Source organism: Siccirubricoccus deserti (assembly GCF_014283215.1).
In the GTDB taxonomy this organism is placed as follows: Bacteria; Pseudomonadota; Alphaproteobacteria; order Acetobacterales; family Acetobacteraceae; genus Siccirubricoccus; species Siccirubricoccus deserti.
On record NZ_JACOMF010000007.1, the window covers coordinates 96,166 to 121,303 of the forward strand.

The 25,138-nt window shown below is 71.4% G+C and carries 28 protein-coding genes and 3 pseudogenes; 10 read left to right on the forward strand and 21 right to left on the reverse strand.

Going from position 1 to position 25,138, the window contains the following annotated elements:
• Nucleotides 1-117: 117 nt before the first annotated feature.
• Nucleotides 118-858: a DUF1194 domain-containing protein gene (locus tag H7965_RS08555; protein WP_186770147.1), complete on the forward strand. Its 741-nt coding sequence runs from the start codon at nucleotides 118-120 to the stop codon at nucleotides 856-858.
• A gap of 268 nt (nucleotides 859-1,126) precedes the next feature.
• On the opposite strand, the pseudogene H7965_RS08560 reads toward H7965_RS08555, so the two are convergent.
• Both H7965_RS08560 and H7965_RS08565 read right to left on the reverse strand, forming a co-directional pair.
• A pseudogene (locus tag H7965_RS08560) lies at nucleotides 1,127-1,282 on the reverse strand (transposase); the annotation flags it as partial.
• A gap of 214 nt (nucleotides 1,283-1,496) precedes the next feature.
• Nucleotides 1,497-2,273, reverse strand: coding sequence for an FkbM family methyltransferase (locus tag H7965_RS08565; protein ID WP_186770149.1), 777 nt, complete (start codon nucleotides 2,271-2,273; stop codon nucleotides 1,497-1,499).
• 347 nt (nucleotides 2,274-2,620) lie between these two features.
• Here H7965_RS08565 and H7965_RS30805 point away from each other — a divergent pair.
• The 7 genes and pseudogenes from H7965_RS30805 to H7965_RS08595 all read left to right on the forward strand — a co-directional run.
• A pseudogene (locus H7965_RS30805) lies at nucleotides 2,621-2,938 on the forward strand (transposase); the annotation flags it as partial.
• Nucleotides 2,910-3,185 (forward strand): annotated as a pseudogene (locus tag H7965_RS31930) (EAL domain-containing protein); the annotation flags it as partial. The pseudogenes H7965_RS30805 and H7965_RS31930, both read left to right, overlap by 29 nt.
• 59 nt (nucleotides 3,186-3,244) lie before the next feature.
• Nucleotides 3,245-3,457: a hypothetical protein gene (locus H7965_RS08575; protein ID WP_186770151.1), complete on the forward strand. Its 213-nt coding sequence runs from the start codon at nucleotides 3,245-3,247 to the stop codon at nucleotides 3,455-3,457.
• A 23-nt stretch (nucleotides 3,458-3,480) separates the two neighbouring features.
• Nucleotides 3,481-3,795: a DUF3253 domain-containing protein gene (locus H7965_RS08580; RefSeq protein ID WP_229682539.1), complete on the forward strand. Its 315-nt coding sequence runs from the start codon at nucleotides 3,481-3,483 to the stop codon at nucleotides 3,793-3,795.
• A complete protein-coding gene (locus H7965_RS08585; RefSeq protein WP_186770238.1) occupies nucleotides 3,792-4,241 on the forward strand; it encodes a DUF1499 domain-containing protein in 450 nt (149 codons plus the stop codon). The genes H7965_RS08580 and H7965_RS08585 overlap by 4 nt, the downstream gene beginning before the upstream one ends.
• A gap of 129 nt (nucleotides 4,242-4,370) precedes the next feature.
• The gene (locus H7965_RS08590; RefSeq protein ID WP_186770152.1) at nucleotides 4,371-6,107 is read left to right on the forward strand and encodes an ABC transporter ATP-binding protein/permease; all 1,737 of its coding nucleotides are present in this window, start codon (nucleotides 4,371-4,373) and stop codon (nucleotides 6,105-6,107) included.
• A gap of 166 nt (nucleotides 6,108-6,273) precedes the next feature.
• Nucleotides 6,274-7,215 carry a YihY/virulence factor BrkB family protein gene (locus tag H7965_RS08595; protein WP_186770153.1) on the forward strand — a complete coding sequence of 314 codons (942 nt, stop codon included), beginning with the start codon at nucleotides 6,274-6,276 and terminating at the stop codon, nucleotides 7,213-7,215.
• Here the strand turns inward: H7965_RS08595 and H7965_RS08600 are convergent.
• The 6 genes from H7965_RS08600 to H7965_RS08625 are packed head-to-tail and all read right to left on the reverse strand — an operon-like array spanning nucleotide 7,175 to nucleotide 11,927.
• A complete protein-coding gene (locus H7965_RS08600; RefSeq protein ID WP_186770154.1) occupies nucleotides 7,175-7,987 on the reverse strand; it encodes an ABC transporter permease subunit in 813 nt (270 codons plus the stop codon). The genes H7965_RS08595 and H7965_RS08600 overlap by 41 nt on opposite strands.
• Complete coding sequence (locus tag H7965_RS08605; protein ID WP_186770155.1) at nucleotides 7,987-8,403, reverse strand: ABC transporter permease subunit; 417 nt, start codon at nucleotides 8,401-8,403, stop codon at nucleotides 7,987-7,989. The genes H7965_RS08600 and H7965_RS08605 overlap by 1 nt, the downstream gene beginning before the upstream one ends.
• A 43-nt stretch (nucleotides 8,404-8,446) precedes the next feature.
• Entirely contained in the window at nucleotides 8,447-9,022 is a 576-nt protein-coding gene (locus H7965_RS08610) for an ABC transporter permease (protein WP_186770156.1), read from the reverse strand.
• On the reverse strand, nucleotides 9,019-10,539 hold the full coding sequence (locus H7965_RS08615; RefSeq protein WP_186770157.1) for an ATP-binding cassette domain-containing protein: 1,521 nt from the start codon (nucleotides 10,537-10,539) through the stop codon (nucleotides 9,019-9,021). Before H7965_RS08615 ends, H7965_RS08610 begins: the two co-directional genes overlap by 4 nt.
• 42 nt (nucleotides 10,540-10,581) lie before the next feature.
• A complete protein-coding gene (gene pcaG / locus H7965_RS08620) occupies nucleotides 10,582-11,214 on the reverse strand; it encodes a protocatechuate 3,4-dioxygenase subunit alpha (RefSeq protein WP_186770158.1) in 633 nt (210 codons plus the stop codon).
• A complete protein-coding gene (locus H7965_RS08625; RefSeq protein WP_186770159.1) occupies nucleotides 11,211-11,927 on the reverse strand; it encodes a dioxygenase family protein in 717 nt (238 codons plus the stop codon). The genes pcaG and H7965_RS08625 overlap by 4 nt, the downstream gene beginning before the upstream one ends.
• A 164-nt stretch (nucleotides 11,928-12,091) precedes the next feature.
• On the opposite strand from H7965_RS08625, the gene H7965_RS08630 reads away from it, so the two are divergent.
• Complete coding sequence (locus tag H7965_RS08630) at nucleotides 12,092-12,883, forward strand: alpha/beta fold hydrolase (protein WP_186770160.1); 792 nt, start codon at nucleotides 12,092-12,094, stop codon at nucleotides 12,881-12,883.
• Between the two features lie 141 nt (nucleotides 12,884-13,024).
• Here H7965_RS08630 and recO read toward each other — a convergent pair whose 3' ends face one another.
• From recO to H7965_RS08665, 7 genes are all read right to left on the reverse strand, one after another.
• Entirely contained in the window at nucleotides 13,025-13,810 is a 786-nt protein-coding gene (gene recO / locus H7965_RS08635; RefSeq protein WP_186770161.1) for a DNA repair protein RecO, read from the reverse strand.
• A gap of 78 nt (nucleotides 13,811-13,888) precedes the next feature.
• Entirely contained in the window at nucleotides 13,889-14,815 is a 927-nt protein-coding gene (gene era / locus H7965_RS08640; protein ID WP_186770162.1) for a GTPase Era, read from the reverse strand.
• Nucleotides 14,812-15,507, reverse strand: a complete 696-nt coding sequence (gene rnc, locus H7965_RS08645; protein WP_186770163.1) for a ribonuclease III — start codon at nucleotides 15,505-15,507, stop codon at nucleotides 14,812-14,814. The genes era and rnc overlap by 4 nt, the downstream gene beginning before the upstream one ends.
• 52 nt (nucleotides 15,508-15,559) lie before the next feature.
• Entirely contained in the window at nucleotides 15,560-16,297 is a 738-nt protein-coding gene (gene lepB, locus H7965_RS08650; RefSeq protein WP_186770239.1) for a signal peptidase I, read from the reverse strand.
• A 142-nt stretch (nucleotides 16,298-16,439) separates the two neighbouring features.
• Nucleotides 16,440-17,201: an SDR family oxidoreductase gene (locus H7965_RS08655; protein WP_186770164.1), complete on the reverse strand. Its 762-nt coding sequence runs from the start codon at nucleotides 17,199-17,201 to the stop codon at nucleotides 16,440-16,442.
• Nucleotides 17,198-18,229 (reverse strand): zinc-dependent alcohol dehydrogenase, encoded by a 1,032-nt coding sequence (locus H7965_RS08660; RefSeq protein ID WP_186770165.1) that lies wholly within the window; start codon nucleotides 18,227-18,229, stop codon nucleotides 17,198-17,200. Before H7965_RS08660 ends, H7965_RS08655 begins: the two co-directional genes overlap by 4 nt.
• The gene (locus tag H7965_RS08665) at nucleotides 18,229-19,977 is read right to left on the reverse strand and encodes an acetolactate synthase catalytic subunit (RefSeq protein WP_186770166.1); all 1,749 of its coding nucleotides are present in this window, start codon (nucleotides 19,975-19,977) and stop codon (nucleotides 18,229-18,231) included. Before H7965_RS08665 ends, H7965_RS08660 begins: the two co-directional genes overlap by 1 nt.
• Before the next feature lie 109 nt (nucleotides 19,978-20,086).
• Between H7965_RS08665 and H7965_RS08670 the strand changes: the two genes are divergently transcribed.
• Nucleotides 20,087-20,248 (forward strand): hypothetical protein, encoded by a 162-nt coding sequence (locus tag H7965_RS08670; protein ID WP_186770167.1) that lies wholly within the window; start codon nucleotides 20,087-20,089, stop codon nucleotides 20,246-20,248.
• Nucleotides 20,249-20,260: 12 nt separating this feature from the next.
• Here H7965_RS08670 and H7965_RS08675 read toward each other — a convergent pair whose 3' ends face one another.
• From H7965_RS08675 to H7965_RS08700, 6 genes are all read right to left on the reverse strand, one after another.
• Nucleotides 20,261-20,965: a 2OG-Fe(II) oxygenase gene (locus H7965_RS08675; RefSeq protein ID WP_222440522.1), complete on the reverse strand. Its 705-nt coding sequence runs from the start codon at nucleotides 20,963-20,965 to the stop codon at nucleotides 20,261-20,263.
• 69 nt (nucleotides 20,966-21,034) lie between these two features.
• Entirely contained in the window at nucleotides 21,035-21,709 is a 675-nt protein-coding gene (locus H7965_RS08680) for an NrsF family protein (protein WP_186770169.1), read from the reverse strand.
• A gap of 4 nt (nucleotides 21,710-21,713) precedes the next feature.
• The gene (locus tag H7965_RS08685) at nucleotides 21,714-22,232 is read right to left on the reverse strand and encodes a sigma-70 family RNA polymerase sigma factor (protein ID WP_186770170.1); all 519 of its coding nucleotides are present in this window, start codon (nucleotides 22,230-22,232) and stop codon (nucleotides 21,714-21,716) included.
• Between the two features lie 32 nt (nucleotides 22,233-22,264).
• The gene (locus H7965_RS08690) at nucleotides 22,265-23,287 is read right to left on the reverse strand and encodes an isopenicillin N synthase family dioxygenase (RefSeq protein WP_186770171.1); all 1,023 of its coding nucleotides are present in this window, start codon (nucleotides 23,285-23,287) and stop codon (nucleotides 22,265-22,267) included.
• Nucleotides 23,288-23,345: 58 nt separating this feature from the next.
• Nucleotides 23,346-24,788, reverse strand: a complete 1,443-nt coding sequence (locus tag H7965_RS08695) for an amidase (RefSeq protein WP_186770172.1) — start codon at nucleotides 24,786-24,788, stop codon at nucleotides 23,346-23,348.
• A complete protein-coding gene (locus H7965_RS08700; protein WP_186770173.1) occupies nucleotides 24,785-24,979 on the reverse strand; it encodes a hypothetical protein in 195 nt (64 codons plus the stop codon). Before H7965_RS08700 ends, H7965_RS08695 begins: the two co-directional genes overlap by 4 nt.
• Nucleotides 24,980-25,138: the final 159 nt, after the last annotated feature.

The window sequence follows — 25,138 nt, forward strand, 5'->3', positions numbered from 1 at the left end:
TGGTCTATCTGGCACCCTAGAACGGGAGAGATTGCCGCCACGGCCCTTGCCTGAGTCCGCCGATCGGACCGGTCCGCAGCCCGCGTGCCGGCCGGACCCGGCGCAGAAGGGGGTCGCATGAATCGCCGCAATTTCCTCGGAGCCGCACTTGCCGCGCCCGTTGTCTTCCGCACCACCGCTGCCCGGGCCACCGTGCCGGTCGATGTCGAGCTGGTCCTGGCGGTGGACGTCAGCCGCTCCGTCGACCCCGAGGAGCAGGAGATGCAATTCTCCGGCTATGAGGCTGCCTTCCGCGACCCCCGGCTGATCGAAGGCATCATGGGCGGGCCGCTCGGCGCCATCGCCTGTACCATGTTCACCTGGTCCGACTGGCACATCCAGAACCTCGTGGTGCCCTGGACCCAGCTGGACGGCCCGGCCTCCGCCAACCGCTTCGCCGATGCCATCGCCGCCGCGCCGCGCCGGACCTGGCTCTACACCTCCATCTCCGGCGCCATGGATTACGCCGCCAAACAGTTCGGCCAGGGCTTCGAGGGGATCCGCAAGGTGATCGACATCTCCGGCGACGGGGTGAACAACTCCGGCCGCCCGGTCGCAGAGGCGCGGGCCGAGGCGCTGGCCCAGGGCATCGTGCTGAACGGGCTGGCGGTGCTGGATCGGACCCCGACCCCGCTCTCCCTCGCCGCCGCCCTGCCGCCGCTCGATACCTACTACCGCGAGGAGGTCATCGGCGGCCCGGGCGCCTTCCTGGTGGTGGCCGAGGGCTTCGAGGCCTTCGAGACGGCGGTGCGCCGGAAGATCATCCGCGAGATCGCCGCGGCCCCCGCCCCGGGGGCGCTGGTGGAGCGCTTCGCGTAGCGTGGCTTCAGCCAGGCTGGAACGGTCTGCGTGAAATCACTCTGGGTTCAGATGTTTCAGAGCACGATGCCGGGCGCCGCAGAGGGTGGCTGCGCCGCGACGCCTCGGCCGCCTCACGGTCATGGCCGGGCTTGAACTGGATATCCGCAACTGGCTGATTTTGGTGGGTACATGGTTGCGCGGGCCTGGCCCGGGCGTGCCCGGACAGAGCGCATTTGCCTTCTTCGCTTGCCGGCGATGCCTCAGAGACCTTCCGGGAAGTTCTGCTTCAGCCTGAAGGGCTTACAGCGAGGCGCCGGAGCATGAGGCGGATCATAGCCAAGCGGATGAAGGCGGCAGCTTTGCGTGCGTGACGCTCGTAGTCGCGGGCCAGCCTACGCCAGCGGCTGATCCAAGCGAGCGTCCTCTCCACGATCCAGCGCTTATTCGGCGTCCGTCAGGTCATTGGGGAGCGCAGGCCATGCCGGTCACAGGCACGACGGTGTTCCGGCTTCCACATGCGGCACTTTCCATCCAGGCGCCCGCGACTGAATCACAGCAGGCTCAACAGATTCAAAATCTTTCCGGAAGGGCTCTGAGGACGAGGCTCAGGTAGAGATTCCTCGCGCCTTTTTCTTCGAGCTGTGTTCGCCTCGAGATCAGACGTAAAGCTGAGCCCTACGGTAGGCTCCTTCCTTGTATGCCAGCATATCAAGTGAGGTGAGCTCAACCCGATAACCCGCTGCGCTGAGACGCTCCGCCATTTCTATCTTGCCGGACCGCTGAATGTTCGCGTGCTCCACCAGCACCAGTTGCGGTGCAAGGGCCTCCAGGTCAATCGTTTTCAGGATTTCCAGGTCGTAACCCTCGGCATCGATCTTCAGGACGTCCACGGGCTGCCCCTTTGTGCTCCTAAGGAGTGTCTCGAACGAGATGATGGGGACCTGCCGTTCGACGATGTGGCTCTCCAGTCCGGAATGCCATTGCCGGCCTTTCAGGAGGACGTCCCGGCTGAATGACGAATGCAGGGACATCGACAGGGAATTCGGTGTGGACATATCGATGCTGTAGATGACGCCGACGCTGTCAATCTTGCCGACGGCCGCCTCAATAAGCGTGACATCCGGGTATGGCGCGTAATTATCCTTTAGCTTCGCGAAAGCCTCTGGGATAGGCTCGACCATGATGCCGCGCCAGCCGAAGTCGCGGATAAAGGGGAAAATGGGATCGTGGGTCACCCCGTCATTTGCCCCGATTCCGATGAAGAACGGCCGCGGCGTGGTCAGCATTAGATGTGCGGCCAGTGTGGCGAAGCTCAGTTCTATCACTTGGTCTCGCGAGGAGAGCAGATGGGGCGGTCTCCATTTGAGCGAGTAGCCACGCCGCCCAAGTTGCGTGTTCAACAGTGTGCGCATCCGGTGCATGATACCAGACATATAGAGCCTCACCTCATCATGTCTGGAGTATAACGTCCAAAAAAGAAGATGGCAAGCGGGTAAAGAGCGAAACGAAAGTACTGGGACGCAGAAGCTGTTCACTCTGGCGCGTTAGATGCCGCAGCACCGGGATACTCCGACTCTGAGCTCGACTTTGGCCAATTCTCGAAGAGACTCTAATAATTTCAAGGCCTTATTCTGAACGAGGCAATGCAATCTAAGTCACTGACCTTGCAGCCTTTTCCCGAAATTGGCCAAAGTCGAGCTGAGAGCCCGTCCGGAAAGAAGTTCGTTCTATTGAGCCTGATGTGATTCGGTCGCGGGCGCCTGGATGGGAGGTGCCGCACGTGGAAGCCGGCACACCGCCTGCCTGTGACCGGCGCGGGCTGCGCTATCCCAGTGACCTGACGGACGCCGAATGGGAGCAGATCGCGCCGCTGATCCGGCCCACCAAGTGCGGCGGGCGTCCCCGGACGGCGGATGTGTGGGAGATGCTGAACGCCATCTTTTACGTCCTCTCGACCGGCTGTCAGTGGACGGCACTGCCGAAGGACCTGCCACCCCGGAGCACGGTTTCGGACTATCTGGACCGCCTGGACTGGGACGGCACGCTTGAGCGCATTCACCATGCGCTCTATGTTGAGGTGCACGAGCAGGCGGGACGGCGCTGGCCGCAAGCGGGCTGCCGCCGGAAGGCTGGAGCTGGAGCTGACCGAATCCCTGGCCCTCGACGCCGGCGAGGCCAACCGGTGGATGCTCGGCCGGCTGCGCGACCGCGGCATCGGCCTGGCGCTGGATGATTTCGGTACCGGCTACGGCTCCCTGGCACGGCTGCGGCGGCTGCCCTTTTCCACCCTGAAGCTCGACCGCTCCTTCATCGACAACCTGCCGGAGGATGCCGGTGACGGCGCCATCCTCCGCGCGGTGCGGGCCATGGCCAAGGCGCTGGGCCTGCGCCTGGTGGCCGAGGGGTGGAACGCACCGAGCAGCGGGATTTCCTGCAAGGCATCGGCTGCGAGGAGGCGCAGGGCTGGCTGTTCGGCCGCCCGGTGCCGGCGTCCGCGCTGCGGGCGGGCTGGCAGCAACGGCGCAGGCGGGCGGAATGCGCCGGACCGGCCATGCCGACCGCCGCCCTGCCCTGTCCGGCCGCGCAATTCCCCACGGCGGCGCGGCCGGCCCCCTGAGCCGGCGCGACGACCCTCAAGGGATGGATGGCATCGCCCCTGCCCTGCTCTATGGTCCCGGCATGCCGCACCCGAGCCCCGCGACCATCGCCCAGGAAATCCTCGCCCGGACCGCCGCCTGCGGCGCCGGCAGATCGATCTGCCCGAGCGAGGTGGCGCGCGCCCTCGCCGGCGGCGACGATGCCCCCTGGCAACCGCTGCTCGGCCCGGTGCGGGACGCCGCCCTGGCCCTGCAGCGGGAAGGCGCCATCGAGATCCTGCGCAAGGGCAAGCCGGTGCCGGCCGAAGCCGTGCGCGGCGTCATCCGCCTGCGCCGCAGCGCGGAGTCGCAGGCATGAGCGGGCTGATCGCCGCCCTGTTTGGCCGCGCCGGAGACAGGCTGCCACCACCGGTGCCGGTGGAATTCGGCACGCTGGTATTGCCCGGCTCGCCGAATACCTGCCTCGCCGCGCCGCCCGGGGCGCATCGCCAGGCGCATCTCACCACGCCTCCGTTGCCGGTGGATGCCGCCACCGCCTGGCCGCTGCTGCGCACCCTGGGCGATGGCTTCCCCCGCACCACCCGCATCGCCGAATGGCCGGCGCGGCGGCAGGTGCAATGGGTGCAGCGCTCGGCGGTGGCGAACTTCCCCGACATCATCGCCGCCGAGCTGGCCTCCGGCCCGGCCGGCGCCGGGCTGTTCCTCTATTCCCGCAGCCTGTTCGGCTACTCCGACTTCGGAGTGAACCGCCGCCGGGTGGAGGCCTGGCTGGCGGCGCTGGACGCCGCCCTGCGCCGCGGCTAGAGCGAATCGCAGCCCAGTCAGGACTGCGATCCGCTCCAGCCGTTCTTTCAGAGCAGATCCACGCCTCCGGGCGATGCCGCCCTGCGGCGATCTGCTCTAGCTCGCCCCATCCCTGCCAAGGATTCCCGCATGCGCCGCCTCGGGTCCTTCCTGTCCGATGCCTGGGCCCTGGCCGCTCCCTTCTGGCGCAGCGAGGAACGCTGGCGGGCCCGGCTGCTGCTCGGCGTCGTGGTCGCGCTGAACCTCTCCCTGGTCGGGATGAGCGTGCTGCTCAGCTACTGGAACCGCGAGTTCTTCAACACCCTCCAGGAGAAGGACGCGGAGGCCTTCTGGGCGCTGCTGTTCTGGTGGCGGCAGACGGACAGCGGACCGATGCCAGGCTTCGTCTTCGTTGCCGCGCTCTACATCCTGATCGCGGTCTACCAGCTCTACCTGCGCCAGGCGCTGCAGATCCGCTGGCGCCGCTGGATGACGGAAGAGATGCTGGCCCGCTGGCTGGAGGAGCGCGCCTATTACCGTGTCGCCCTGACCGACCCCGGCACCGACAACCCGGACCAGCGCATCGCCGAGGACCTGCGCATGTTCGTCGACGACACGCTGGCGCTCGGCCTCGGGCTGATGCGCTCCGTCGTCACGCTGTTCAGCTTCATCCTCGTGCTCTGGGGTCTGTCCGGGCCGGCGATGGTCTTCGGCATTTCCATCCCCGGCTACATGGTCTGGGTGGCCCTGGCCTATGCGGTGGTCGGCACCTGCCTGGCGCACCGGATCGGCCGCAGCCTGATCACGCTGAACTTCACCCAGCAGCGGGTCGAGGCGGATTTCCGCTACGCCCTGGTGCGGCTGCGCGACAACGCCGAGGGCATCGCCCTCTACGGCGGCGAGGCGGATGAGCGGCGCGGCCTGCTGCGGCGCTTCGGCGCACTGGCCGAGAATTGGTGGGCGATCATGATCGCCACCAAGCGCCTGACCTTCTTTACCGCCGGCTATACCCAGGTGGCGATCGTCTTCCCCTTCGTCGTCGCCGCGCCCGGCTTCTTCAGCGGCCGCATCCCGCTCGGCGGCCTGACCCAGACGGCGAATGCCTTCGGCGAGGTGCAGGGTGCGCTGTCCTGGATCGTCGACAACTACGCCGGGCTGACCGAGTGGCGCGCCACGGTGCATCGCATCACCGGCTTCCGCGCCGCCATCCTCCGCGCCCGCGCCGCCGGGGCCGGTGTCGAGGCCAGTGCCGAGCCGCGCCCCGATCTGGCGCTGGAGGACGTGACCCTCGCCCTGCCCGATGGCCGCGTGCTGCTGTCGGGCGCCGCCGCCAGCATCGCCCCGGGCGAGTCGGTGCTGATCGCCGGCCCCTCCGGCTCCGGCAAATCCACGCTGTTCCGCGCCATCGCCGGAATCTGGCCCTTCGGCTCCGGGCGGGTGCGGGTGCCGAAGGGGGCTTCGGTGCTGTTCCTGCCGCAGCGGCCCTACCTGCCGCTCGGCTCGCTGCGCCGCGTGCTCTGCTACCCGCGGGATGCGGCGGAGTTCGACGATGCCACAGTGCAGGCGGCGCTGGCGGATGCCGGGCTTGGCCATCTGTCGTCGCGGCTGGATGAGGCGGATGCCTGGGACCGCCGGCTGTCGGGCGGTGAGCAGCAGCGGGTGGCGCTGGCCCGCGCCCTGCTGCTGCAGCCGGACTGGCTCTTCCTGGACGAGGCGACGGCCAGCCTGGATCCGGAGGCCGAAGCGCGGTTCTACGGCCTGCTGAAGGAACGCCTGCCCCGGACCACGCTGGTCTCCATCGCCCATCGCCCGGCCGTCGCGCAGTACCACCAGCGGGCGCTGCGGGTCCGCGACGGGCGGCTGGTGACGGGAGAGGCCGAGGTCTGAACGCTCCCAGCCGGAAGCTGCTCTGCCACCACAGGCTGCCGCGGCGCGGCGTTCTTACGTGAATGCAATCCGCTGCAGCCTGTGCGCGGCAGGCCGCGCGGAAGCGGCTATACCTGCAACCCTACAGCGCGCGGCCCGTTCAGCCGGCGCGCAAGGCGAGGTGGGCATGCTGCAAAGGATCTGGGCATTGCTGCGCATCAGCGTCGAGGGCTACATCGAAGACGATGCGATGAGCCGCGGCGCCGCCATCGCCTACTACACCGTCTTCTCTATCGCCCCGCTGCTGGTCATCGCCACCGCCGTCGCCGGCCTCATCTTCGGCGAGGATGCGGTGCATGGCGCCATTTCCGAACAGCTCCGCGACCTGCTCGGCAACACCGGCGCCGAAGCGGTGGAGGCGATGATCGCCGGCGCCGGCAACAAGACCTCCGGCACCATTGCCACCATCATCGGCCTGGTCACCCTGCTGCTGACCGCGAGCGGCGTCTTCGGCGAGTTGCAATCATCGCTCAACGCCATCTGGCGGGCCGCCCCGCCGCCCGGCGGCGTCGTCACCCGGCTGATGCGGGCGAAGCTCGCCAGCCTCGGGCTGGTGGCCGCCACCGGCTTCCTGCTGCTGGTCTCGCTGCTGGCCAGCGCCGCGCTCTCCGCCTTCGCCACCTGGGTCGGCGGGCTGGTGCCGGAGGTGATGCTGCTGCTCGGCCTGGCGAATTTCACCCTGTCCTTCCTGATGGTCGCCGCTCTGTTCGCGGCGATCTACAAGATCCTGCCGGACCGGCCGGTGGCCTGGGGCGATGTGGCGGTCGGCGCGCTGGTCACCGCCTTCCTCTTTACCCTGGGGAAGTCGCTGATCGGCTGGTACATCGGCAGCAGCAGCTTTGCCACCAGCTACGGCGCCGCCGGGGCGCTGATGGTGGTATTGCTCTGGGTCTACTACTCGGCGCAGATCTTCCTGCTCGGCGCCGAATTCACCCGTGCCTGGGCCGGGCTGCACGACCCGGCGGTGGCCCGGGTGTCGCCCCCGGCGCCGCCGCGCCAGCGGCATTCCTGGATAGTGCCGGCGGCGGTCACCGCAGTGGTGATGGCGCTGATCCGCGGCCGTCGATAGGCCGGTCGAGCGCCGCCGGCCTACCCGTGCCCCCTCCCAATACCGCCAACGCCAGCAGGGCCAGGGCGAAGGGCGCCAGCTGGGCCATCGAACCGCCGGCCGGCAGCAGCGCCTCCGCGCAGCCGCAGCCCAGGCACGCCACCAGCGTCGTCCCCGGCCGCCAGCGGCCAATGATCACGGCCGCCAGCGCCAGATAGCCGCGGCCGCTCGCGGTGCCGCCGTCCTGCTGCAACGCCAGCGCAGCCCCGGCCAACCCGCCGAGCAGCCCGCCGGCCAACATGCCCAGCGCCCGCAGGCGGGCCGGCCGCAGCCCGGCAGCGATCGCCGCCGCGGGATCCTCCCCCGCCGCCCGCAGCGCCAGCCCCGGCGCGCTGTGGCCGAGCCCGAAGGCCAGCACCGGCACCAGCAGCAACCCGAGCCAGGTGAAGCCGCTCGGCCCCGGCCCGCCGGAGGGTAATACTGGCAGCAACGGTGCCAGCATCCCGGCGAGCCCCAGTACCAGCAGGTTAAGGCCGATGCCGGTCGCCAACGGGTCGGCCCTGCAGCGGATGGTGGCGAAGGCGGCACCCCCGGCCACCGCCAGCCCCGCCACCATCGCCGCGCCAACCCCGAGCGGCCCCGCCACCGCGGTTGCCGCCAACGCCCCGGCCAGCACCTGCCCTTCCAGCGACAGGGCGGAACTGCCGCCGCGCTCCGCCAGGATCGCCCCCAGCGCGCCCAGCAGCAGCGGCGTGGCGAGGCCGACCCCGGCCGCCAGCATCTCGCCCGCCATCACCGCCGCAGCCCCCGCGCCGCCAGCGCGAAGAGCAGCGCCAGCGCCTCCACCAACTGCGCCAGTGCGGCGGCTACGCCGGTTTCCAGCGCCAGCTCCTGCGCCCCGGTCTCCAGCGCGGCGAAGCACAGCGCCACCGGGATGGCGGTGAGCGGGCTGGCGGCGGCGACCAGGGCGACGGCCACTGCGGTGAAGCCGAAGCCGGCAGAAAAGCCTTCGATCATGCGGAACTGCACGCCCAGCACCTCGACCGCGCCGGCCAGCCCGGCAAGGCCGCCGGCCAGTGCCATCACCGCTACCCGCTGCAGCCCGGGCGACACCCCGGCCAGGAGCGCGGCCCGCGGCGCCGCACCGAGCAGCCGCCAATGGAAGCCGGCGACGCTGCCATGCAGCACCGCCTGGGCCGCCAGCGCCACCGCCAGGGGATCGGCAGACCGATGTGCAGATCCGCATCCACGCTCACCTTGGGCAACCAGATCTTGCTCCCGAAGATCGGTGATTGCGCGGGGTCGCCCCCCGACTCGCCAAACCGCGCCCGCAGCACATGCCGACCAGCAGCAGGCCGACCGCGTTCAGCAGCAGCGTACTCAGCACCACCGGCACCCGCCGCACCGCCAGCAGCACCCCGGCCAGCCCGGACCAGGCGGCACCGGCAGCGATGGCAAGGGCCAGCGCCGCCAACTGGTAGCGCCAGTCCCGGCCATCCGGCAGTACCACCAGCGCGATGGCGAGGCCGCCGAGGGCGATCTGCCCCTCGGCACCGAGGTTCAGCAGCCCGGCGTGGTGGCACAGCGCCACGCCGGTCGCCGCCAGCAGGTAGGGCGCTGCGCGGTTCAAGGTGATGGCGATGCGGTAGCTGCTGCCGAAGGCGCCATCGGCCATCGTCAGGCCGGCCGCCAGCGGATCATGCCCGAACAGCGCCAGCAGCAGCCCACCCGCGAGCAGCGCCCCGGCAAGGGCGCCCAGCAGGCGCAGGGCAGCGGTAAGCCCCGGCCGGTCGCGGGTCCTGCCGCGGGCGAGCAGTGCGGCGCTCATGCGGCGGCGGTCCCGGCGTCGATCAGCGCGGCCAGCCGTTCGGAGGTAGCCTCGGCACACGGCAGGGTGGCGACCACCCGGCCGCTGACCAACACCGCCACGCGGTCGCTGACCGCCCGCACCTCCTCGATATCGGTCGAGATCCATAGTACGGCGCAACCGGCCTCGCGCAGCGCCAACACCTCCTGCCGCACCGCCGCGGCGGTGCCGGGGTCGAGCCCGCGGCAGGGTTCCAGCAGCACCAGGACGCGTGGCTTCCGCGCCACCTCCCGCAGCAGGGCGAGCCTGCGCCGGTCGCCAGCGGGCAGCGCCGCGGCCGGCGTGCGCGGCCCGGCGGCGCGCAGCCGATGGCGGATGATCACCACCTCCGCGCGCAGCCGCAGCGTCCGCCACCGCAGCCAGCCGAAGCGGCTGAGCGCCCGGCTGCCGGCATCTCGCAGGGCCAGGTTCTCCGCCAGGCTCATTGCCGGCACCAGCGCATCCTCGTCGCGGTCGATGGCGAGGAAGCCCAGCCCGGCCTGCCGCCGCTGCACCGGCGACCAGCGCCGGGCGTCGAACAGGTCCATCTCGATCATCCCGGCGTCCGGCCGCAGCACCCCGGCGATCACCGCCGCCAGCGCCTCCTGGCCATGGCCCGCAGCACCGACGACGCCAAGCACCTCGGTCTGCCGCACCGCGAGCGACAGCCCGGCCAGCGGCGCCACGCCGGGCGCCGCGGCGGTGACCAGCCCGCTGACTCCGAGGCGGATCGCCGCATAGGGCGAGGTCCGGGTGCGCGGGTTCGGCTGGGGCGGCGGGTCGCCCATCAGCGCCGCCAGCCGCGCCGGCACCGCCCCCGCCAGCTGGCCGGCCACCCGACCGTCACGCAGCACCACCACGGAATCGCAGACCGCCGCCACCTCTGCCGGTCGGCGGGAGACAAGGACCACCGAATACCCGCGGCCGGCGAGCGCCCGCAGTTGGCCGAACAGGGTGGTGGTCTCGATCGGGGCGAGGCCTTCGGTCGGCTCCTCCAGCACCAGCAGCGCGGCGCCGCGCAGCACCGCCCGCAGCATGGCGACCTGCAGCCGGGCGGCGGGGGACAGCCCGGCCGCCATCGCCTCTGGCGCCACCACCAGACGGTGCTCCGCCGCCAGCGCGGCGATGCGCCGCTCCGCCCGGACCCGCCGCAACAGCCGCCCGGCCTCTGGCCAGCCGAGCATGAGGTTCTCGGTGACGCTCATCGTGCCGACCAGGCTGCCCTGCCCCTGGATCAGGGCGATACCGGCGGCCAGCGCATCGGCCGGGTGGCGCGGGGCGTGGGGCTGGCCGCGCCAGAGCATGGTGCCGGCCGCCGGCCGCCGCAGGCCACAAGGCCCCCGCATCAGCGCCCGCCGGCCGCTGCCAGGGGCACCGAGCAGCCCGACCACGCTGCCGGGCGTCACGCCGAGGTCGATGCCGCGGCAGGCTGGCGCCGCATCGCCTTCGGCAACGATGCCTCGCAGTTCGAGGAGAAGGGACGCTTCAGCCGTGGCCATGCAAGGTCCCCGGGCCTGCCGCGTGAGTCAGTGGCGCCGCCTTCATTCCTCGAAGAACGGAGTTTCCTCCCCCCTCGCCGCGCGCAGGCGGAGGTCGAAGCGAAAGGCGCGCAGCCCCTCCGCCATGCCATCCGGATCAGCGACCAGCAGCGGGCGCAACACCTCCGGCACCAGCGCCAGCACCGGATCGGCGGCGTTCTCGGCGGGGAAATCGGGGAAGAACAGGGTGGTCGTCAGGGTCTGCATCAGGCCGCTGGCCATGATGGCGAGGTTCACATGCGGCGCCCGCCGCGCCGCGCCCGCGGCATAGCCGCCCGGCAGCAGGGTGTGGAATTCGTAGCGTCCCTCGGCATCGGTCCAGGCCCTTCCCCAGCCGAGGAAATCCGGATCGGCCAAGTGCCATTCGGGGTCGGCCGGGTGGCGGAAGCGCCCGCCGGCATCCGCCTGCCAGGCTTCCAGCACGGCGTTGACGCAAGGCACGCCGCCTTCCCGCGTCACCCGCCCGCGCAGCGTGATGCGCTCGCCCCGGGTACTCGGCGCCGCCTCGGCCGAGATCCGGGTCAGGTCGTTGTCGCCGGGGCGGAAGAAGCTCTGCGGGAAGAACGGGCCGATGGTCTGCGAGGAACTCGGCGGCAGCGGCACGTTCGGCCGCGCCTGCGGGGCGGCCGTGCTCATGGCAGCGGGGGCGTCGCGGCGCGGCCGCGCAGCACGATGTCATGGGTGTAGCCGAGCCAGCCGAGCCCGACTTCCGCCGGCGGGACCAGCCGCGCCACCAGCCGCTCCCGTGCCGCCGCATCCGGCACCGACATCAGGATGCGGTCCAGCGGGTTCAGGGGATCGCCGGGGAAATACATCTGGGTCACCAGCCGGCTCAGGGTCGATGGCCCGAGCACCGAGAAATGCACATGCGGCGGCCGCCACCAGGTGGGCGGATTGGGCACCGGATAGGCGCCGGGCCTGATGGTGAAGAAGCCGTAGCGCCCCGCCTCGTCGCTCCGCACCCGGCCGGTGCCGATGAAATTCGGGTCGAGCGGTGCGTCGCGCTGGTCGTGCGGATGGAAGTAGCGGCCGGCGGCATTGGCCTGCCACAGCTCGACCACCGCGCCGCGTACCGGGCGGCCATCCTCGTCGAGGATGCGGCCGGCGATGTGGATGAGCTGACCAAGCGCCGGCCGCCCCGGCGCCGGCATCGCCAGGTTGGAATCGCCGCAGGGCAGCTTGCGGTCGAGGCCGAGCGGCCCGGTCACCTCGGTGCGGGTCGGCGCCCGGCGCAGCGGCGGCTGGAACGGCAGGTGGGTGAAGGTGTTGGCATAGCCCTCGATCGGCACCGCCGGGCGGAGCTCGCGCGGCCAGGGGTCAAAGCGGTCTGGCAGGTGGCGGGCGTCCATGGGCTCACTCCTCCCGGTGGCGCGGGGCGGCAACGGCGCCACGCTGACAAAGCTTTACATCCACTCGCCGCACGAAGCGATGGGCCCGCCATGATGCCAGGCAGCGCCTTGCCTGCGCGGCTGGCGGCGGGCAGGGTCGCGCGGTCCGGGCAAGGGAGGCAGGGATGGAGGGGACGGTCGAACGCCGCATCATCACCCGTGGCGCGACGCGCATCGAGGTGCTGCTGCAGGGCAGCGGCCCGGCCATCGCGCTGCTGCCCTCGCTCGGCCGCGGCGCCGAGGATTTCGACACGGTCGCGCCCCTGGTCGCCGCTGCCGGCTTCCGGGTGATCCGGCCGGAGCCGCGCGGCATCGGCGCCTCCACCGGGCCGATGGAGGGGCTGACCCTCTATGATCTGGCGGAGGATGTCGCCGCGGTGCTGGCGGCGGTGGGCGCCGGCCCGACCATCGTCGCCGGCCACGCCTTCGGCAATTGGGTCGCCCGGGCACTCGCCGCGGTGCAGCCGGAGCAGGTGCGCGGCGTGGCGCTGCTGGCGGCCTCGATCGGCACCGAGCTGGCGCCGGAGATCCGCGCCTCGATCAACGGCAGCTTCGACCCGGCGCTGTCGGATGCCGAGCGGCTGAAGCACCTGGAGCGCGGCTATTTCGCCGCGGGGCATGACGCGCGGGTCTGGCTGCCGGGCTGGCACCCGCCGGTCGCCCGGATGCAACGCGCGGCGACGGCGGCGACCCAGGATCCGGCGTGGCGCCGGGTCGCCGATCGGGTGCCGGTGCTCTATGTCGCGGCGGCCGAGGACAGCATCGCCCCGGTGCCGACGCTCGATACGCTGCGGGCGGCGTTGGGCGAGCGGATCTCGTTGGTCGTCATCCCGCGCGCCGGGCATGCGCTGCTGCCGGAACAGCCGAAGGCAACGGCGGAGGCGTTGATCGGCTTCGCGCGTGGCTTAGCGGGGTAGGATGGAAGCGGCGGGGAGGCTGGCCTCGCCCTTCATCCCCCGTCCCTCTCCAATCCGTCTGGCGCCGGAGACCCGAACCATCTTCTCTCGCGAAAGCGGCGAAGCCCATGTGTCCAGCCGCTGGCCCAGTGTCGGGTCGGGTCATGCCGAACCGCTATCCAAGGGGCCATCGCCGGGCGGGGGCTGCGCCGCCGCCGGGGCGGCCAGCGCGGCGATCCGGTCCTGCAGCATCACCCGCGCTGCGGGCAGGCCGCGCGGGCGATGGCCAAGCGCGTCCCGTGCCAGGAAATGCCCGGTCAGCCGGAGCCCGTCCAGCCACTCCACCGGGCCCGAGGCCGGCCCCTGCCCCAGCAGGAAGCCCGGCAGCGGCAGCAGCCGCCCGGCCCAGGGCGCGCCGGCCTCGGCGCCGACCGCCCGGCCGCTGCGCGGCGAGACCCAGACCAGATCCTCGCTGCTCCCGGTCACGGCGCAGCGCGCGAGGTCGAGGCCGTAGCCGAGTTCAGCCAGCAGTTCCGCCTCCCAGCGCACATACTCCGGCAGCAGCGCCGCCGCGCCGGCCGGCAGCCGGGTGATCAGCGCGACCAGCCCGTGGAAGCAGCGCGGATGCGCCTCGCGTTCCGGCAGCGCCGCCTCGGCCACGGCGCAGGCGGCGGCGAGCAGGGAAAGCGCCAGCGGATCCTCCATCGCCAGCGCCGCCGCCGGATGCAGCAGCTCGCCCGAGAGCGCGCCGAGCTGGTCCGGCAATCGGGCGACCCAGCGCGCCTCCACCAGATTTCCGGGCTGCCACAGTGGCGCCTGGGCGCGCGAGGCGCCGCCGCGGGCCAGCCCGGCATGCCGCCCCTGCGCCTCGGTCAGCACCGAAACCACGGCGCCGCCCTCGCCATGCGGGCGCGCCTCCAGCACCACCGCGGGGGCCTGCCATTCCATCCCGCCAACATAGGTGGTCGTGTCCGCCGGCGTCAGGCCGATAAGGCGGTGAAAGCCGGGGTGCAGCGAGCAGCCGCCCTACCCCTCGTCCTCCAGCCCCAGCGCGCGGATCCGGCCCCGCTCCTCGTCCCAGCCCGGCCGGTCCTTGACGTTGAGGAAGAGATGCACCCGCCGTTCCAGCAGCGCCTCCAGCTCGCGCCGGGCACTCTGGCCGATCGCCTTCACCTTGGCCCCGCCATCGCCGATCAGGATCGCCTTCTGGGTGGCGCGGCCGACGTAAATCGTACAGTCCACCCGCACGCTGCCGTCCTTGCGGTCCTGCCAGCTTTCGGTTTCCACCGTCGCGTGGTGCGGCACCTCCTCATGCGTCTGGCGCAGGATCTGCTCGCGCACGATCTCGGCCGCCAGCATACGGTTGGGCAGGTCGGAGAGTTCATCCTCGGGGAAGAGGTAGGGGCCGGCCGGCATCGTGGCGGCCAGCTGATCCAGCAGCCGGTCCAGGCCACGCTGCTTCTCGGCGGAAATCATGAAGGTCTCCTCGACCTTCAGCAGCGTGTTGAGCTCGGCGGCCAGCGGCAGCAGCCGCGGCGGCTCGATCAGATCCACCTTGTTGAGCGCCAGCCACACCGGCCGTGGGGATTGCGCCAGCCGCTCGCAGATCGCCCGCACCGGATCGGTGACCCCGGCCCTGGCATCGACGATCAGCAGGGTGCGGTCGGCGTCCTGCGCCCCGCCCCAGGCGGCGGCGACCATGGCGCGGTCCAGCCGCCGGCGTGGCGCGAAGATGCCGGGGGTGTCGACCAGGATGATCTGCGCGCCCGCATGCATCACCACGGCGCGGATGCGGAAGCGGGTGGTCTGCGGCTTAGGCGAGACGATGCTGACCTTGGTGCCGGCCAGCGCATTCACCAAGGTCGACTTGCCGGCGTTCGGCGCGCCGACCACGGCGACCAGGCCGCAACGCGGCTGGAGGGGCGGGGCGGTGGGCGGCGGTGCCTCGCTCATCGTCCAGGACGCCCGGCCAGCCAGGCCTCCGCCGCCATCTGTTCCGCTGCCCGCTTGCTGTCGCCCATACCCTCCGCCTCCCGCCCTGCGGCGGTCACCGCCACGACGAAGACCGGCTGGTGCGCCGGTCCGGTGGTCGAGACCAGCCGATAATCCGGCAGGCCGAGGCCGCGCCCCAGGGTCCATTCCTGCAACCGGCTCTTGGCCGACATCGGCGGCCGCAGGTCGGCACCTACCAGTGCCTCCCACTCCCGCCGCACCAGTTCGCGCGCCGGCGCCAGCCCGCCATCCAGATAGATCGCGCCGAGCAGGGCTTCCACCGCATCGGCCAGCACATTGGCGCGTTCCCGCAACCCGGCGCGGCCTTCGGATGCCGGCACCCGCAGCACCGCAGCGAGGCCAAGCCTGTCGGCCACCTTGGCCAGGGTGTCCCGCGCCACCAGCATGCCGAGCCGCTTGCCGAGGTCGCCCTCGCGCTCCTCCGGGAACCGCTCGGAGAGCCATTCGGCCATGACCAGCGCCAGCACCCGGTCGCCGAGGAATTCCAGCCGCTCATTGGAATCGAGCTGGGAGCGCCGCGGATCGGCGGCGGAACGGTGGGTGAGCGCCTGGGACAGCCATTCGGGCCGGGCGAAATCATACCCCAGCCGCCGCGCGAAATCCGCCAGCGCGGACGCCTCACCGCCCGTCATGGCCGCATGATCATGCACCTGCGCCACCGCCCGCCTGCCGGTACAGCACCACTCAGCGGATCGCGGAGAGCAGCCGCGTCCAGCGCACCGCGAGCGGCCATGCCCAAACCTCCCACCAGGCGGCGGAGCCGTCGACCGAGAAGAAGATGAACTCGGCGCGGCCGACCAGGTTCTCCACCGGGATGAAGCCGACGGCATCGAGGAAGCGGCTGTCCTGGCTGTTGTCCCGATTGTCGCCCATGGCGAAGACATGCCCCGCCGGCACCCGGTATTCCTGGGTGTTGTCGGCCGCGTTGCTGTCCGAGCATTCGAGGATGCCATGCGTCCGGCCTTCCGGCAGGGTCTCGCGGTAGGACCTCGGCCCTTCCCGGCCGAAGCAGCGGTCGAGGTCGGAGGGCCCGACCAGCTCCCGCTTCACCGGCCTGCCATTGATGTGCAGGACGCCGCCGCGCACCTGGACGGTGTCCCCCGGCAGACCGATGATGCGCTTGATGTAATCCTGGCTCGGGTCGCGCGGCAGCTTGAACACTGCCACATCGCCGCGCTGCGGCAACGAGCCGAAGATGCGGCCGGAGAACAGGTTCGGCCCGAACGGCATCGAATAGCGCGAATACCCGTAGGAATACTTCGAGACGAAGAGGTAGTCGCCCACCAGCAGCGTCGGGATCATCGAGCCCGAGGGGATGTTGAAGGGCTCGAACGCGATGGTACGGATGCCGACGGCGATGAGACCCGCGTAGACAATGGTCTTCACGCTCTCAAGCCAGCCGCCGGACTTGTTCTTCGCCATGGAGCTGCTCAAGGTCGGGTCCTACCGGGACGGGGATGCGCCCGCGGAACGCCCCCCTTGGGAGCCACATCAGGCGGCGGGATGAAGCCTGCCGAGGGGTGGGGTGTCAAGGAACCCCCCTCCCCGGATGGTTACACCGAGTTCATGGCATGAAGCTGCCGCCGCCGACATCGAGCGTCGCCCCGGTCAGGTAGCCGGCGGCATCGGAGGCGAGGAAGGCGGCGACCTCGGCCACATCCTCCGGCGTGCCGACGCGGCCCATCGGCACCTGGGCGAGGAAGGCCTCGTTCACCCCGGCGCCGGCGCCGCGCGCCATGGGCGTATCGATTCGCCCGGGGGCGATGCTGTTCACAGTGATGCCGTCCGGCCCCAACTCGGTTGCCAGGCTGCGGGCGAAGCCCATCAACCCGGTCTTAGCGGCGGCGTAATGCGCCCCGGCGATCTGGCTCTTCGCCCGCGCCGCCTGGCTGGTCAGCATGATGATCCGGCCCCAGCGCCGCGCCCTGAGCGGTGGGATGCAAGCCTGGGAGACCAGGAAGGCACCGGTCAGATTCACCGCCAGGACCTGGCGCCATTCCTCGGCCGGCATTTCACGGATCTTCCGCGCGCGGCCATCGGGCCCTTTCGGCGAGATGCCGGCATTGTTCACGACGATGCCGAGCCTGTCCCACCAGTCGCCGAGCAGCGCCGGCAATGCTGCCACCTGCGCGTCAGCGGCGACATCGAGGGCGATGGCGCGGGCCCGGCCGCCGGCGGCGCGGATGGCGGCGGCGGTCGCTTCCCGCTCCTCGATCACGTCGGCGACAATCACCGGATGGCCGAGCGAGGCCAGCTTCGCGGCGATGCCGGCGCCGATGCCGCGGGCGGCACCGGTGACAAGGGCAACCCTCTCCGAATTGCTCATGGCGTCAGGATCACCTTGCCGGCGGCGCGCTGCCGCGCCAGTTCGAAGCCTTCCAGCCCGCGTTCCAGCGGCAGCCGGTGGGTGACCATCGGCCGGAAGCTCTCCGGCGCGCGGGAGAGATGCGCCATCACCCGGTCCCAGGTGCGGCGTTCCGCGCCATGGGTGGCGCGGAGCTGGTGGCGCATGCGGACGAAATCGGTCAGCGGCAGGGTCAGCGCCTCGGCATGGATGCCGGCGGCGACGATGACGCCCCCCTTCTTCAGCACCGCCATGCCCTCGTTCAGGGTCGAGGGCACGCCGGTTGCCTCCAGCACCACATCGACGGCCCGGCCACCGGTCAGGGCCAGCACCTGCTCCTGCAGCGAACCCTCCGCGACATCGACAATGTCGGAAAAGCCGAGCGCCCGCAGCACCTCGAAGCGTGGCGCGTCGGCACGGCCGGCGACGATCACCCGGGCCGCCCCGGCCAGCCGGGCGGAGAGCGCGATGGCCTGGCCAATGGTGCCCGGCCCAAGCACCAGCACGGTGTCGCCGAGGCCGACCTCGCCGGTCAGCACCGCCTCCATGCCGACGCCGAGCGGCTCGGCCAGCGCCGCCAGTTCGCTGTCCAGGTTCGGCGGGATGGCGACGCAGCAGCGCGACGGCACCCGCACCTCGGCCTGGAAGCCGCCGTCGCGGGTCAGGCCGATGCCCTCGCGCTTCAGGCAATTGCGCGTGTCGCCGCTGCGGCAGGCCGGGCAATGGCCGCAGAAGACGAAGGGGATGACGGCGACCCGGTCGCCCTCGGCGAAGCCCGAGCCGGTGCCGTTGCGGCTGATGGTGCCGGCGAATTCATGCCCCATGGTCAGCGGCAGGTGCGGCACCATGAAGCCGTAGCCCTCGGTCCATCCATAGGCATGCACGTCGGAGCCGCAGATGCCGACCGCCTCGACCCGCACCACCACCTCGGCCGGGCCGGGCGGCGGGGCTTCGGGGATCTCCTGGAACTCCAGGCCGAAGGCGGCTTGGGTCTTGCGCAGCGCCAGCATCAGAAGGGCTCCGGGTAGTGGCCGGCGTAGAAGGAGATCGGCGGCTTGGCGTCGGGGTCGGTCACCATGTCGAGCAGCACCGGCTTGCGTGCCGCCAGCGCCGCCTCCAGCGCCGGGCGGATTCCGCTGCTGGCCTCGATCCGCACGCCCTCCACGCCGCAGGCGCGGGCGATGGCGGCGTGGTCCACGGCGGTGAAGTTCACGGCGATGGTGTGCTCGCCGAATTTCACCTCCTCGGCATGCTTCTGGTAGCCGAGGATGCCGTTGTTCAGCACCGCCACCACCACCGGCAGTTCCATCCGCCGCAAGGTCTCCAGCTCCGCCCAGCTGTGGCCGAAGCCGCCGTCGCCGCAGAGGCAGAATACCCGTGCCCCAGGGGAGATTTCTTGCGCCGCGATCTGCGCGCCGATGGCCATCGGTAGGCCCCAGCCGAGGCCGGCGATGCCGCGCGGCGTCAGGAAGCGCTGCCCGGGCCGGCGTGCGGTCAGGTAGTTGGCGATCCAGATCGAGCTGTAGGAGGCATCGGCGACGACGATGTCCTCCGGCCGCAGCAGTCCATCGAGTTCAGCCATCAGCCGCTCCGGCCGGCAGAGCGGGGCGTCGCGGGTGGTGATGCCGGCGATGGTGCGGCGCCAGGTCGCGACGCCGGCGGCGATCTCCGCCTCGATGGCCGGGCGGGCGGCGGCGCGGGCCGCAAGGTCGCGCTTTCCCAGCTCCGCCGTCAGCGCGGCAAGGGTCAGCTTCGCGTCACCGACCAGCCGCATCGCCTCGTAGTTCCGCCCCACCTCCATCGGGTCCATGTCGAGATGGATGAAGCGGGTCGACTCGGAGAAGAGCTTCCAGCTATCGGTGCCGTTCTGGTTGGTGCGGTTGCCGACCAGCAGCACCAGATCGGCGCGCTCGACCATCGGCCGCAGCGCCTGGGTCCGCGCGCCCTGCCCCATCACATAGCCGATGACGCCGAGGCTCAGCGGATGGGTCTCATCCACCGCGCCCTTGCCCATGACGGTGGTGCCGACCGGCAGATGCGCCGCCTGCTGCAGGGCGGCCAGTTCCGCCGCCGCGCCGGAGAGGTGGATGCCGCCGCCGGCGACCACCAGCGGGTGCCTCGCCGCCGCCAGCGCATCGGCGGCCGCGGCGACGGCGGCGGGGTCGGCCAGGCTGCGGTCGAGCGGCACCTGGCCGAGCGAGAGCTGGCGCGGCCGCAGCAGGGCGGAGACCGGCGCCGCCGTCTCGGTCAGCAGATCGGCCGGCACCAGCAGCACCGCCGGGCCTGGGCGGCCGGAGGAGGCGGCGGTGAAGGCCATGTCGACGTAGTCGTCCAGCCGGTCGGCGCGGTCCAGCCGCTTCACCCATTTCGCCACCGGGGCGAACATGTTGAGGTGGTCCAGCTCCTGGAAGGCGTTGCGGTCGAAGGCGTCGCGCGTCACCTCCTGCACCAGGGCGACGATCGGCACGCTGGCCTTCAGCGCCTCGGCCAGCGGCGCCACCAGCAGGGTGGCGGCCGGCCCGTTCTGGGCGGTAACGACGCCGACCTTGCGGGCGATTCGGGCATAGCCATCGGCCATGCTGCCGCCGGCATTCTCCTGCCGGTAGACCTTCTGCTCGATGCCGGCGTGCGGGCTGGCCAGGTGAAAGGCGCTGGGCAGGCTCTGGCCGAAGGTCAGGGTCACGCCGTGGCGGCGGAACGCCTCCGCCATGCGCAGCGCGACGGTGGCATTGCTGGTCTGCCCGGCATGATCCGGCATGGCGTTCCCCTTCGGTGGTTCGCCGCAGCCTAGCATCCGGGGCCATGAGGGGAAGGCGCGGCCGTGCCGCCTTGCCCTGCGGCTCGGTGCGGTCCAGCCTGAGCGGGACATGCCCGACGATCCCCCCCGCCGCCGCCAGGACCTGCTGCCGCTGATCGGGGTGGCCGTGGTGCTGGCGGTGCTGGTGGCGGGATACCTGCTGTTCCCCTGGCTGCACCGGGCGATGAGCTACCAGGATTGCATCGCCTCCGGTCGGATCACCGGCTGCTGAACACCGACCGCCTCACGCCGCGTCGTGGAAGATGACGCCGAGGGTGAAGCGCTCGCCGTCGCGGATGCGGCTGACGCCATGGCGCAGCATCACCCGGTAGGTGCCGCGGCTGCCCTGCACCGGGCGGTGGTGGACGGCGAAGGCCACCGCCTCCCCCTGGCGCAGCGGCACCACCTCGGCGCGGGACTGCATGCGCGGGCGCTGCTCGGTCAGCACGAATTCGCCGCCGCTGAAGTCGCGCCCGGGTTCGGAGAGCAGGATCGCCACCTGCAGCGGGAAGACCAGCGGGCCGTAGAGATCCTGGTGCAGGCAATTGTAGTCGCCGGGGCCATAGCGCAGCAGCAGCGGCGTCGGCTTCGCCTGGCCGGCAGCGTGGCATTCGGCGGTGAAGCCGGCGAGTTCCGGCGGGAAGCGCCGCGCCTCGCCCAGCCACTGGTTCCAGCCATCGGCCACCGGCGCCAGCCGCGGGTAGAGCGCGGCGCGCAGCCCCGCCACCAGCGGCGGCAGGGCGGCGAAATACTTGTACTCGCCGCGGCCGAAGCCGTGCCGGGCCATGATGACGCGGCTGCGGAATCCCTCCTCCCGCTGGTAGAGCCCGGCGAGCTTCGTGCATTCCGCAGGTGAGAGCAGACAGCCGAGCGGGGCGGCGCCGAAGCCGTCCAGCTCGGCGGTGATGCGCGGCCAGTCGAGGCCGGCGATGCGGGTTTCGATGTCCATGCCGCATCCTGTCATGGCGGCGGCCGATACACCTGCCGCAGGTTGCGCCGGTGGCGGCTTCACGCCGCTTCAGCCCGGCCGACGGGCAGCGGATGGCCGCAGCAGCAGCCGGTCGCCGAGCCCGGCCGTCAGCGCCAGCAGCAGCAGCGCCGCCCCGCCGTGCCACAGCAGCACCATCACCGCCGCATCCAGGTGGTGGAACAGCGTCAGCCCGGCCGAGCAGAGCGCTGCCGAGGCCAGCGCCCCGAGCAGCAGCACCGGCCGCGGCCGCACCGGCCCGGCATGCCGCAGCAGCAGCAGCAGCGCCGCGGCCAGCGGCGCGCCGAGCAGCAGGATGAAGCGCAGGCAGCCCCAACTGGTGCCGAGCTGGCCCTCGATCGGTCCCAGCCGAGCGACGTCGGCGAGGCACCCCCAGCCGAGACTCGCCAGCCACAGCGCCAGCGGCGGCAACGGCAGCAGGCCCCAGGCAGGGCTGCGATCGGCGCGGGCCAGCATGGCGGCGGCCAGTGCGGCGCAGATGCCGGTGCCCACCGAGGCGAGCCACTGCACCACCTCCTGCGGCAGACGCAGCCGTGCGCCGAGATCATGCCGCAGGCCGAAGATCAGCACTGCCAAGCCGATCGCCGTCACCGCCAGCGCCAGCCACAGCCCGGCCTGCCAGGCCGGCGGCGCCATCCGCCGCACCGGCCGCAGCCCGGACGCCAGTTGCTCGATCAGTTCCTCGCTTCGCAGCTGGGCTTCCACGCCCCTATTCCTCCACGCCAAGCCGCCTGCGCAGCGCCTTCACCGCCCGGTGGGTGGCCACCTTCAGCGCCCCCACCGACATGCCGGACCGGGCACTGGCCTCGGCCAGCGGCAAATCCTCAAGCTTCGCCAGGCCAAGCGCGGTGCGCTGGGCCTGCGGCAGCGCCGCCACCGCCGCCCGCAGCTCAGCCGCCGCCACCTTCGCCTCCCCTCGATTCGCTGCGGCGTCGGACAAGGTTTCGCCGAAATCCTCGATCGGCGTTTCCCGCCCCGCCTGGCGACCGCTGCGGCGCAACCGGTCGATGGCGCGGCGTTCGGTGATCGCCACCAGCCAGGGGCGGATCGGCCGGCCGGGGTCGTAGGTGTCGCGCAGCCGGTGGATGGTCAGCAGCGCATCCTGCACCGCATCCTCGGCCTCGGCCGGGTCGCGGATGCGGCGGCGGGCGATGATGCGGAGCATCGGCAGGGCGGCACGCAGAAGGCTGTCGTAGGCCTGGGCATCGCCGGCCTGCGCCGCCGCCATCCAACCCTCCCACTCGCCCTCCGCCGCCTGGGTCAGGCCGCCGCCTCCTGCTGGTGGACATAGTTCTTGCGCGCGAACCAGATGATGTAGTCGTCGAACAGGACCGGCGGGTGCTTCGCCGGGCGGCCCGGGCCGGCGCAGCCCGGCAGCGCCTCGATCATCGTATCCGGATGCGGGTCGAAGAAGAACGGAATCGCGTAGCGCGCCGCCGGGCTGACGTTGCGGACCCGGTGCGGGGTGGAGAGGAAGACCTCATTGGTCCAGCGGTGCAGCATGTCGCCGCTGTTGACCGTGTAGGTGCCCGGCACATGCGGGATGTCGAACCACACCCCGTCCGGCAGGTGCACCGAAAGCCCGTCCACCGGATTGGCCGGCAGCAGGGTCATGAAGCCGCTGTCGGTATGCGGGGCGATGCTGAACTCGCCCTCCTGGAAGTCTTCCACCGCCGGGTAATGGGTCAGGCGCAGGATCAGGTTGGGCAGCGAGAAGGCCTTCTCGAAGTAGTCGGGCACCAGACCCAGGGCGCGGGCATAGACCGGCACCAGGCTCTGCCCCAGGCGCATCATGCGGTCCATGTAGGCGAGGCAGTCCTCGCGGAGGCCGGGCATGCCCTCGGGCCACTGGTTCAGCCCGCGCAGCGGCTTGTTGGCGATGACGTCGGGGTCGTCCGGGGTGCGCTGGCGGCGCAGGAAGAAGGCCTCGTTGACGCTCGGCTTGCCGTTCGGATTGTAGGCGCTGGTGCGGTTGAGCGAACCCTTCATCGGCATGTAGCCAAGGTTGTGCTCGTTGATCCGGATCTTCAGCTTCTCCTCGATCGGCTGGGCGTGGAAGCGCTTCGCCGCGGCGTAGGTCCGCTGGATCAGCCCGTCATCGATGCCGTGGCCGGCGAGCAGGTAGAAGCCGACATTCTCCAGGGCGAAGCGCAGCTCGGCCGCCAGCGCCTCCAGCGCGCCGGCCTCGCCGCGCAGGAAGGGAGCGGCATCGAGCACCGGCAGGCGGCCGCCGACCATGGTGGCGGGCGGGCGGGCGGCGGGCGCGGGCAGCAGCGGGTTCATGGCAGTCTCCGGTCGCTGGGGAGTCGAGCGGCGCATGGGCTGGCGGCGGCGGGACGGGTCACGGCACCATCTCCGGCCGCCGGGCGCGCCAGCCATGGGCCTTCTCATAGGCGTCGGCGGCGCGGAACAGCATGGGCTCGGTGAAGGGCTTGCCAACCAGCTGCATCGCCACCGGCAGCCCGCCGGCGCCATAGCCGGTGCAGATGCTGATGCCGGGCCAGCCGGTGACATTGAAGGGGATGGTGAAGTTGGGCTTCTCCATGAAGGCCCATTTCGGCACCTCGTCGATCCTCGCCGCCTCGCCCGGCTGTGCCGCGGTCAGCAGGATGTCGACATCGGCGGTCGCCGCTACCGTCGCCGCGATCAGCGCCCGCCGCTTCTTCTGCGCCGCCATATAGTCAGCGCCGGAGAGCAGCCCGCCCAGGACCAGCCGGTCGCGCAGCAACTCGCCATACAGATTCGGGTCGCGCCGCATCCAGGCCTCGTGCACCGCGAAGGCCTCGGTCAGCAGGATGATCCAGCCGCAGGCGTTGAACTCCGCAAGCGAGGGCAACGCGACATCGCGCAGCGTCGCCCCCTCAGAGCGGAAGAAGGCGGCGGCATCCTCGATGCCCTTCAGCGTCGCCGGGCTCACCGGATGGTCCAGCTCATGGAAGTGCCGGATGATGCCGATGCGAAGGCCCCTCACCCCCTGTCCCAGCTGGGCGGTGAAATCCGGCACCGGGCGGTCGGCGCTGGCCGGGTCGGCCGGGTCGTGCCCGGCCATGGCCTGCAGCAGCAGGGCGCAATCCTCCGCCGTCCAGGCCATCGGCCCGGTGTGGTCGAGCGATTGCGCCAGCGGCAACACCCCGGCACGGGAGCAGAGGCCGTAGGTCGGCTTGATGCCGGCGATGCCGCAGAGCGCCGCGGGGCCGCGGATCGACCCGCCGGTGTCCGACCCCGTGCCGCCGAGGATCATGCCGGAGGCGACCGCCGCGCCGGTGCCGCTGGAGGATCCGGCGGTGAAATGCTCCGGGTTCCAGGGGTTGCGCGCCGGCGGCCAGGGCAGGTCGAAGCTCGGCCCGCCGAAGGCGAATTCATGCGTCGCCAGCTTGCCGAGCATGACGATGCCGGCCTCGGCCAGCTTCGCCACGGTGGTCGCATCGGCCTCCGGCACATGGTCCTGCAGCACGCGGGAATGCCCGGTCGTCGGGATGCCTGCGGTGCAGTAGATATCCTTGTGGGCGAAGGGGATGCCATCCAGCGGGCCGCGCGGGCCTGCCGTCATGATCCGCGCCTCGGCCGCCCGGGCGGTGGCCAGCGCGGTGTCGCGGGTCCTGCGGATGAAAGCGTGCAGCCTGCCGTCCAACGCCTCGGCGCGGCTCAGGCAAGCCTCCGTCAGCTCGACCGGAGAGAGTTTCCGCGCGGCGATCAGCTTCGCCGCCTCGGCAATGGTGGGGATGTCCGTAGGCCGAGGCTGATTCGCCGTCCCGCCGCCGGTCGGCCGATCGGACGCGCTCATCGGCCGGGCTCCGCCGAGAAGGTGGTAGCCGGCTCCGCCTCGGGTGGCGGCGCCGGGGCGCGCACCAGCGCCTGCATCGCCTCGATTCCGCCGAAGGCGGCGTAGATCCCGGCCTTCTGCGCCGCGGTCAGCGTCAGGCCGGCGCGGGCGACCAGCGCCTCGAACTCGGCCTCGGTGGTCTTCGGCGGCATCGCTCTTCTCCCAGCCAGGATTGACGCAGTGCAGTATGCCGCAATGCCCGGCCAGGTGAAGCGTCTCAGGCATGACGCTGGCGCACCGGTTGCATCCCTCTCGCACCGGAGGCTAGGCTGACGTCGGAAACGGGCGCCCCGGGCAAACCGGAGACGCAA

Coding starts and splice junctions, on each gene's coding strand:
- H7965_RS08555 (WP_186770147.1), top strand. CDS start 118: ATGAATCGCCGCAATTTCCTCGGAGCCGCACTTGCCGCGCCCGTTGTC.
- H7965_RS08565 (WP_186770149.1), bottom strand. CDS start 2,273: ATGTCTGGTATCATGCACCGGATGCGCACACTGTTGAACACGCAACTT.
- H7965_RS08580 (WP_229682539.1), top strand. CDS start 3,481: ATGGATGGCATCGCCCCTGCCCTGCTCTATGGTCCCGGCATGCCGCAC.
- H7965_RS08585 (WP_186770238.1), top strand. CDS start 3,792: ATGAGCGGGCTGATCGCCGCCCTGTTTGGCCGCGCCGGAGACAGGCTG.
- H7965_RS08590 (WP_186770152.1), top strand. CDS start 4,371: ATGCGCCGCCTCGGGTCCTTCCTGTCCGATGCCTGGGCCCTGGCCGCT.
- H7965_RS08595 (WP_186770153.1), top strand. CDS start 6,274: ATGCTGCAAAGGATCTGGGCATTGCTGCGCATCAGCGTCGAGGGCTAC.
- H7965_RS08600 (WP_186770154.1), bottom strand. CDS start 7,987: ATGGCGGGCGAGATGCTGGCGGCCGGGGTCGGCCTCGCCACGCCGCTG.
- H7965_RS08610 (WP_186770156.1), bottom strand. CDS start 9,022: ATGAGCGCCGCACTGCTCGCCCGCGGCAGGACCCGCGACCGGCCGGGG.
- H7965_RS08615 (WP_186770157.1), bottom strand. CDS start 10,539: ATGGCCACGGCTGAAGCGTCCCTTCTCCTCGAACTGCGAGGCATCGTT.
- pcaG (WP_186770158.1), bottom strand. CDS start 11,214: ATGAGCACGGCCGCCCCGCAGGCGCGGCCGAACGTGCCGCTGCCGCCG.
- H7965_RS08625 (WP_186770159.1), bottom strand. CDS start 11,927: ATGGACGCCCGCCACCTGCCAGACCGCTTTGACCCCTGGCCGCGCGAG.
- H7965_RS08630 (WP_186770160.1), top strand. CDS start 12,092: ATGGAGGGGACGGTCGAACGCCGCATCATCACCCGTGGCGCGACGCGC.
- recO (WP_186770161.1), bottom strand. CDS start 13,810: ATGGAATGGCAGGCCCCCGCGGTGGTGCTGGAGGCGCGCCCGCATGGC.
- era (WP_186770162.1), bottom strand. CDS start 14,815: ATGAGCGAGGCACCGCCGCCCACCGCCCCGCCCCTCCAGCCGCGTTGC.
- rnc (WP_186770163.1), bottom strand. CDS start 15,507: ATGACGGGCGGTGAGGCGTCCGCGCTGGCGGATTTCGCGCGGCGGCTG.
- lepB (WP_186770239.1), bottom strand. CDS start 16,297: ATGGCGAAGAACAAGTCCGGCGGCTGGCTTGAGAGCGTGAAGACCATT.
- H7965_RS08655 (WP_186770164.1), bottom strand. CDS start 17,201: ATGAGCAATTCGGAGAGGGTTGCCCTTGTCACCGGTGCCGCCCGCGGC.
- H7965_RS08660 (WP_186770165.1), bottom strand. CDS start 18,229: ATGCTGGCGCTGCGCAAGACCCAAGCCGCCTTCGGCCTGGAGTTCCAG.
- H7965_RS08665 (WP_186770166.1), bottom strand. CDS start 19,977: ATGCCGGATCATGCCGGGCAGACCAGCAATGCCACCGTCGCGCTGCGC.
- H7965_RS08670 (WP_186770167.1), top strand. CDS start 20,087: ATGCCCGACGATCCCCCCCGCCGCCGCCAGGACCTGCTGCCGCTGATC.
- H7965_RS08675 (WP_222440522.1), bottom strand. CDS start 20,965: ATGGACATCGAAACCCGCATCGCCGGCCTCGACTGGCCGCGCATCACC.
- H7965_RS08685 (WP_186770170.1), bottom strand. CDS start 22,232: ATGGCGGCGGCGCAGGCCGGCGATGCCCAGGCCTACGACAGCCTTCTG.
- H7965_RS08690 (WP_186770171.1), bottom strand. CDS start 23,287: ATGAACCCGCTGCTGCCCGCGCCCGCCGCCCGCCCGCCCGCCACCATG.
- H7965_RS08695 (WP_186770172.1), bottom strand. CDS start 24,788: ATGAGCGCGTCCGATCGGCCGACCGGCGGCGGGACGGCGAATCAGCCT.
- H7965_RS08700 (WP_186770173.1), bottom strand. CDS start 24,979: ATGCCGCCGAAGACCACCGAGGCCGAGTTCGAGGCGCTGGTCGCCCGC.